This is a genomic window from Psychrobacter sp. FME5 (assembly GCF_014861375.1).
Lineage (GTDB): Bacteria > Pseudomonadota > Gammaproteobacteria > Pseudomonadales > Moraxellaceae > Psychrobacter.
In genome coordinates this window covers 1-7,612 of sequence record NZ_RRYX01000128.1, presented here as the reverse complement: position 1 = coordinate 7,612, position 7,612 = coordinate 1, and the positions used below count along the sequence as shown (strand labels likewise).

The 7,612-nt window shown below is 42.4% G+C and carries 5 protein-coding genes and 1 other RNA gene; all 6 read right to left on the bottom strand.

Translation table 11 applies throughout. From position 1 onward, the window contains the following. Positions 1–874: ABC transporter substrate-binding protein (locus EI161_RS12575; RefSeq protein ID WP_225735379.1), on the bottom strand; the 874-nt coding region annotated here is incomplete at its 3' end. A 246-nt stretch (positions 875–1,120) separates the two neighbouring features. Beyond that, complete coding sequence (gene serC, locus EI161_RS12570) at positions 1,121–2,230, bottom strand: 3-phosphoserine/phosphohydroxythreonine transaminase (protein ID WP_192522404.1); 1,110 nt, start codon at positions 2,228–2,230, stop codon at positions 1,121–1,123. Positions 2,231–2,329: 99 nt separating this feature from the next. Next, positions 2,330–3,229 (bottom strand): hypothetical protein, encoded by a 900-nt coding sequence (locus EI161_RS12565; RefSeq protein ID WP_192522403.1) that lies wholly within the window; start codon positions 3,227–3,229, stop codon positions 2,330–2,332. 60 nt (positions 3,230–3,289) lie between these two features. Then, the gene (locus EI161_RS12560; RefSeq protein ID WP_192522402.1) at positions 3,290–6,241 is read right to left on the bottom strand and encodes a M48 family metalloprotease; all 2,952 of its coding nucleotides are present in this window, start codon (positions 6,239–6,241) and stop codon (positions 3,290–3,292) included. Positions 6,242–6,299: 58 nt separating this feature from the next. Continuing rightward, complete coding sequence (locus EI161_RS12555) at positions 6,300–6,896, bottom strand: LemA family protein (protein WP_192522401.1); 597 nt, start codon at positions 6,894–6,896, stop codon at positions 6,300–6,302. A 213-nt stretch (positions 6,897–7,109) separates the two neighbouring features. Further along, positions 7,110–7,206, bottom strand: an RNA gene (gene ffs / locus EI161_RS12550) — signal recognition particle sRNA small type. Positions 7,207–7,612 lie beyond the last annotated feature (406 nt).

Genomic DNA, 7,612 nt, shown 5'->3' with positions numbered 1-7,612 from the left:
TTTCTCTAAGAAGCTCGATAATCACTTCAAAGTGTTTGATATGGTGTTCTTTTACGTCAATTATGGCTACGTCTAATGCCAGCATACTTTTTAGAACACCACCGACGAATTTAATCATATCAAAGTTATAACGACCGCGATTGACCATCAAATCACGGCCCCAATAATTGGGATCACGCACGTAGCTGACCGCACGTCCGGCATCGACACGGCCGAGTTTATAAGGCCCACTACCCATCAATGGCGTCAGGGTAATTTTCTCAAAATCAGTATCAATAGAGGACTTGGCAAAGACAGGAAACTGTCCAACCGTCAATAAAATCTCTTTATTTTCATCAGACTTAAAAACAAACTTTACCCGCTGCTTATCGATAATCTCAACGTCTTTAATATCGCCTAAATAACTGCGGATATACATCGGGCCTTTATTCAATATCGCATCATAAGTGGCTTTGACGTCACTGCTGGTCACCGGCGAGCCATCCCAAAAGCGTGCGGCAGGATTAATATGGTAAATAATCCAACTGGTATCATCAGGATCATACGTGACTTTATTTGCCAGCTGCGGATACATGGTAAAGGCTTCATTGAGTGAGCCTGTCATCAAGGTATCATACAGATAGTCCGTACCAACCATCGCCACACCTGTGGTCATCCATTTATTGGCCGCATTAAAGGTGCCGCGTGCATCCAATGAAAGCGTACCACCTTTGGGCGCCTTTGGATTGGCATAGGGCATGTATGGTACGTCAATATACTCAGTGGTACTATTGTGCCCAAGCGCAGTCGTGGTGATTGGCGCTGCGATACTAACAGGTATCCAGCTGCTAGTCATGACAAGCAAGACGGCTTTTAGTATGGTGTTTTTTAGCATCATGACTATGTAATACCCCTCATAACGACCTTCTACTCTAAACCGACTTGGATAAAAAATGCGCGACTGACGGCAAAATAGGCAATTGAAGAAATTTTATCATAACAAACTTAGGTTTTTTAACCTAATGCTTTGCGGTGTTAAGGATGCTACATAACGCATTATGCTACTTAAAAAAACGCTAATAGACATAAAAAAAGACGCAGCTCTTAAAGTTGCGCCTTTTGTTTCAAAGCCTGTACTAACTTAAGCGTGTTTTTTTTCAAAATCTATCATAAAGTCAACCAACTGCTGTACCCACTCTAATGACACTGCATTGTAAATACTGGCGCGCATACCGCCGACATCGCGGTGACCTTTTAGATTCATGAGGCCCGCCGCCTCTGACTCTTCTAAAAACACTTTATCAAGGCTGCTGTCGGCTAACGTAAACGGCACGTTCATGATAGAGCGATATTTGGGGTCAACGGGATTACTATAGAAGCTGCTGTCATCAATCGTTTTATAGAGTAAATCGGCTTTTTGCTGGTTGATTTTACCAATAGCAGCAACGCCGCCCTGCTCTTCTAACCAATCAAATACTAGTCCTGCTAAATACCAAGAATAAGTCGCTGGCGTGTTTGACATCGACCCTTTATCAGCTTGATGTTCATAGTTCATCAGTAGCGGGCACCACTCGCTTGCCTTGCCCAATAAGTCTTCACGAACAATGACAATAACCAAGCCTGCTGGCCCGATGTTCTTTTGAGCACCAGCGTAAATCATGCCAAATTTAGACACATCGACTGGCTGTGACAATATGCAAGAAGACATATCGACGATAATAGGCGCATCCACTTGTGGCGGCTCAAATATCTGTAAGCCATGAATCGTTTCATTGGCACAGTAGTGAAAATACACTGCATCGTCGCTAATCGCCCATTCGCTTTGGGCTGGCACATCAGTAAAATTACTATCTTTGCCTGTTGCAACGACGTTCGTTTCACCAAGACCAAGTTTCGCATATCGATCTGCTTCTTTGATGGCTTTACCTGACCAAGTACCGGTCGTCAGATAATCTGCGCGGCCGCCATTTAATAGGTTTAACGGAATCGCTGAAAACTGTAAGCTGGCGCCGCCCTGTAAAAACAGCACTTTATAATTATCTGGAATGTCCATCAACGAGCGTAACTTGGTTTCAGCTTTTTCGGTAATGGCAACGTACTCTTTACTACGGTGACTGACTTCCATCACCGACATACCGCGCCCTTGCCAATCAAGCAGTTCTTCTTGAGCACGTGCTAATACGGCTGTTGGTATGGAGGAAGGACCCGCTGAAAAGTTAGGTACACGGTTAGGAGCAGCTTTAGTCGTCATAATCATTATCCTAAATATGATGAAATCATCGTTGTTATTAAAGGTTAAGGGTGAGTTTTATCGTTATTTTTAATCTATGTCATAGTAAGTGGCAAATCTTTAACTCTGACTTGAGAACTGCTCCCAAAGCTGACGCTTAAGGCTACTATCAGCAAGCATCTCATCCAATGTGGGCACAGTGGTAAGATTGGGATGCTCAAGACCCTCAGGTAACGGCGTTAATGCCGCAACCTGTATATCTTCACTGCGCCCAATCTTAAAAACATATCCAGCAAGACTGGCATTGGCAAGCTCAGCTGTATCCATACCTTCACAGATAGGAAATGAGGTCGTCTCACAAGTGATTGATAGCGCTTGCGTGATATTTTGCCATAGCTTTTGACTGTCATTATTGAGGGCTTGAATATCAACCAAAATCACCCAGTCGCCATAGCGACCACCTTGTAAATCAAATGGCGCTACTTTTTGAAAGCTTTCCTGCTTAAAACCATCATCTTTAAAGCTATCAGCGTTATCGATATTAGAAACAGCGGCTTGTTGGACGACAGTATCTATGAGGGGCGTAACGGCTGTATTAGAAGTCTCTGGGACCGTAGTATCAAAGCTATAAGTAACGGGGCTTTGTTGGTCAGGATAGCTTAAATCTGGCTCATGAGCGTCATCATGATAGCGGTTAATAGAAGATTCATCATCTACTATGCCTGATATAGTGTCCACAGACTCTATATTTGAATGGGCAACGTTTGCCGTATCAACACTTGGACGTTCTACGTTTGGATGGCTGATGTTTTGCTGTTCAATGCTTATAGCAGATGAAATAGGCTGAGTGTTAGCGTTAGTATTAATGTCAGCTTCAGTATTAGTAGGCGCAGAAATATCAGCGATATTAATAGTCTCAGAGCTCGGCTGTACCCACTGACTAATACCCATCATCGCTAAAATCTGACGCTGTTGCATACGCTGCTGCAATATAACTAGCGGTTCTTGGATATCACTCATACAACACTACTATCCTATTTATCTTAAATGGTTTTACAAATTTTAATGTCAAAAGTAATACTAAAAAAGCTGTCGAACCTGCAACCAATGCTCTGATAGTAAGGTTAAACAATCATATTCATCCTGACTGACTATCGTATCGTGTAACATCGCCGTATGCAATGTACTCAGCCATTGCCGGTAATCATTATAAGCATAAGGCTTATTGGTAGTCGTATTATAATCTATTTGACCGCTACTCTGTTGTCGCTCTTGTTGCTTTTCTTGAATGTTATCGTCGTACTTAGAACCTGTGGTAGAAGGCTTAAAGGTAGAGGGCTTAAAGATAGGCACAGCTTCTAACAACGCCAGCAGCTGAACACTATTTAAGTTTTGGGCGGTAAGCAGCAACCATTGTAAATTTGCCTCACTTACGGCTGTCAAATCAATATCAATCAGGCGCGCTTGGCGGCGCAGGTCGACGACATAGTTGGCATTACTGGTATTATTACCATCGTTTGATAAGCGATAAGCCAATAAAACCAGTATCGAACGCTCAGCAACGCTAAGGCGATAAAAAATCTGACCTGAAGGATCAAGCTGGGCAACTATATCACCCCTGCCAGCTTGCAGTTTTTGCTGCCAAGACGGGTATTCATTTGAATGTTCATCATTTAGTATCGTAGTCAGTACGGGTAGAAGTTGCTGTAAATGCAGTGCCTGCCATAATGCTAAAATCGATGGGGTTCGTAATTTGCTATTATTCGAATGAGTGAATACTGGCTTGATTTTACCAATATCACCTTTTTCATCCATTACGTTATCAGCAAAATTCCGGCTTAAATCAGCTGTTAGCTCACTTTCAAATAACTCAAGCATGCCTTTCTGATAGCGACTAAGTGTGTTACGACATTTTTCTTGCTGAATATAATGCTGGTAACTTTGGTGACTATGGCTGCTATCACTCTTTAAGCGTAATTCATTGATAGCATTCTGAGATAAATCATGCTGAGACAGTTGTTTTATCGCCAATATCATTAAAGCACTGTCCAAACGACGGTCGAGCTTCGCCAGCATTTCTAACAACTTAGCGTTTAGCGTATGCGGTAAAATTTGTACGTTATTGCTAGTTTCTATTTTAGAATCACTATTGGCATCAGTCACAAATATACTGTCGTTAAGCAGCCCAATCCAAATATCAGTTAAATCATAAGTTGCCGTTGTTGATAATATGCACCCTTGATGACATAGCAGCACTGCTTCAATCAAAGCCTGTGCCCCTAGCGGATGATAACTATGGTTGAGAATATACTGCGGCAATGAGACCTTTTGTATATCATCGATACTGATTAAGGCTTTCGCTGGTAAGTCGCTATCCCGTTTTGCTTGCCAAGGCTTTAACAACTTATGAGCACCAATATCTTCTGCCTTTACCTGCAAACGCCCATCAATAACGACGTCTTGCTCTACGACAAACTCAAGCCCGTCATCTGCATCTGCTTCTGAGTCACTACTCATTTCGCCAGTAGGAAGTGCTGTGACCACTTTGTCAGCAGCTTCATCGGGATTGCTAGCAACGTTTTTACTCGTCGTATGATTGTCTTTACTAGCATTGCTTTTATTAACATTGTTTTTGCTTAGGCTATTTGCAGTTATCACACCCCAATCACCCAAGCGCCGCTGCTCATGTATCTCTTTTATTTTTTGTTGATTTATGCGCTTCTCTTTTGCCACTTGTACAGCAAAATCATGATAAGCATTGCCGTTAATAGCACTCATGCGCTCAGCCAAACTTGGATGCGTGGCAAACCACGACAAATCCCCTAAATCTGCGCCACTACTGGCAAAGAAGAAATGACTAAGTCCGTTGATATCAGCGATACCAGTTAAGCGCGAACCCAGCGAATCCTTATGAATGGCTTTTAAGGTCTCCATAATCGCCGGCGAGCGCGTCAGCTGTACGCTGGTTGCATCGGCGAGCAACTCACGTTCACGATTAAAGCTATGTTTGATCAGCTGCGCACTGGCCATACTAGAAAAGCTCAATCCATGTATTAACAACGCCCAGATACTACGCGGTGCTTGGCTATCGAACTTATTATTATGTTGTAACCATCTTGATTGACTCTTAGCTGAAGACTCTTGGCTTTGCGACTGACTCTGCCAATAGCTTACCCACTCGCTATGGGTGGTAAAGTTTGCTGTCTGCGCTTCAGTGCTACGCGCCTGACTATCGATAGCTCTCTGAGACAAAGGGTTTTTTTGATTGACCGCACCATTGAAAGAGCCATCAAAATAATTCTGCTTGTTATTCTGATTACCAGCGCCAAAATTATTAATGGAATCACTCCAGTCATAGAGTAACTGCAAGCCTGCTAACACCACCATTAACTGTAAATTAAATGTGGCATCGCCATGCAATATATGGCCATATTCATGACCAATGAGTCCGTATAGTGCCTCATCAGACAGCTTATCAAGCGCGCCTTGGGTCACCACCAATACCATATCCTGACTATGACGACCTGCTACAAAACCATTAATCCCTTGCTCATCAGGCAGCACATACAGAATCGGCATACTCAAACCTGAAGCAATAGCTAGCTGCTGAGCAATTTCATAATAACGGCGGTAAACAGGCGGAAAATCACGTTCGTCACGCACTGCGATATGAAGGGCACTAAAACGAACCTTTGGTACCGACTCATGCTGATGGGCAACCCCGCGGCTGTGCTCCCACGCATCTTGGCTGTGATCGATAAACAACCGAACGGCACCAACTCGCTGAGCGATAGCACGACCACCTGTTTTTAAACGTCCATATTCTAAAAAACTACCAATCACAAAGCTACCTAGCGTCCATATGACCACCAGTATTAATACCCAATGATAAATGCCGCCAGTAAATATCGTCAGTAGCAGCGCCATAACACCGAGTGCCACCGCAATATGGGCAAATATAATAAGAAAAAACAACCCATACAGTAATAGACTGCGCCGAGTACGGCTACGCTGTGCACCAAAAAAATCCATCTATTTGTCTTACCTAAAGAGTGCTAAATGCGCCTGAACATATAAATATAGTTAAGTATTAGCTCATATTGACGATAGGTGCTTGTGCAATCGCCTTTCTATCTTCAAACACCAACGGACTGAGCGGACGAAAACCAAAAGTCGTGCTAACAAGATTATTCGGGAATACTTCGCGGTCGTTATTATAAAACATCACGCTATCATTATAATGCTGACGCGCAAATCCTATGCGATTCTCGGTATTGGTCAGCTCATCCATTAACTCTTTAATCATACTGTCCGCTTTTAGCTCAGGATACGCTTCCACCACAGCAGAAAACTGCCCTAATGCTTTCGACAACATACTCTCTGCTTTGGCAAACAGCGCCATGTGCTCAAGCGAATCGGGCTGATGCTTGCTAGAATCTTGCAGACTTTGAGCATGATTACGCGCACTAACAACACGGGTCAATGTTTCTTCTTCATGCGCTAAATAGCGCTTGGCGGTCTCCACCAAATTCGGAATCAAATCGTGACGGCGTTTTAGCTGTACATCTATCTGGGCAAAGCCGTTCTTAGCCTGATTGCGAGCGCGCACCAACTTATTGAATACTGATACACCAAATACAACCACCAGCACTACAAAGGCAATAAACAGCCAAATAAACATTTTCATCATAAAACCCCAAAATTTTTGGTCTTTATAGTTAACATTAGTGTTAATAAAGGTTACTACATTGTATTTTAACCCATATTTATGGCTCAAAGTTTAAAATCAGACGAAATGTAGACCAAAAAAAAGCCCTTTATAATGAAGGACTTATTATCAATATGAGGGTTTTAAAATTTAAAAGATTTTATTATCAAATTTTAGGCAAAAAAAAAGCGACTCCAAAAGCACATCCTCGGCACACATTATAACTATTACCGTTGCTACCTTCCGGTCCTGGCGGGATTCATAGAACAATGTTGCGAGGCTACCAATGGAGCCACCAGTTGCAAATTATACAAGGTTTTTTCATTATTACAACCCCAATCTTAAAACTGTTTGCTTTATGAGCCAAATAACTCCATAAATCCGCCTGTAACTTAAATGACAAAATTCTCACAGCAAGCTTTCTAAATTTTGTTAAATTAACTAGGGGTATTCGAAACCCTAGGATTCACCCAATAAATACAATCAGAATCGACTGCTTCTATAATCAGTCCTATATAAATTGGATACGGTATCAGGCTTCTTCAGTATACTTTTTTTAGGGCCTCACTCGTCTTTCTTGTATATAGGTTATTCTGAACCTGACTAGGGGCTGTATAGAATTCAAATCAGCGGCAGCCAGATAAAGACACAAGCGAGAATTACGGCAGCCTCATAGCTGGCTTTAAGCTTATCAT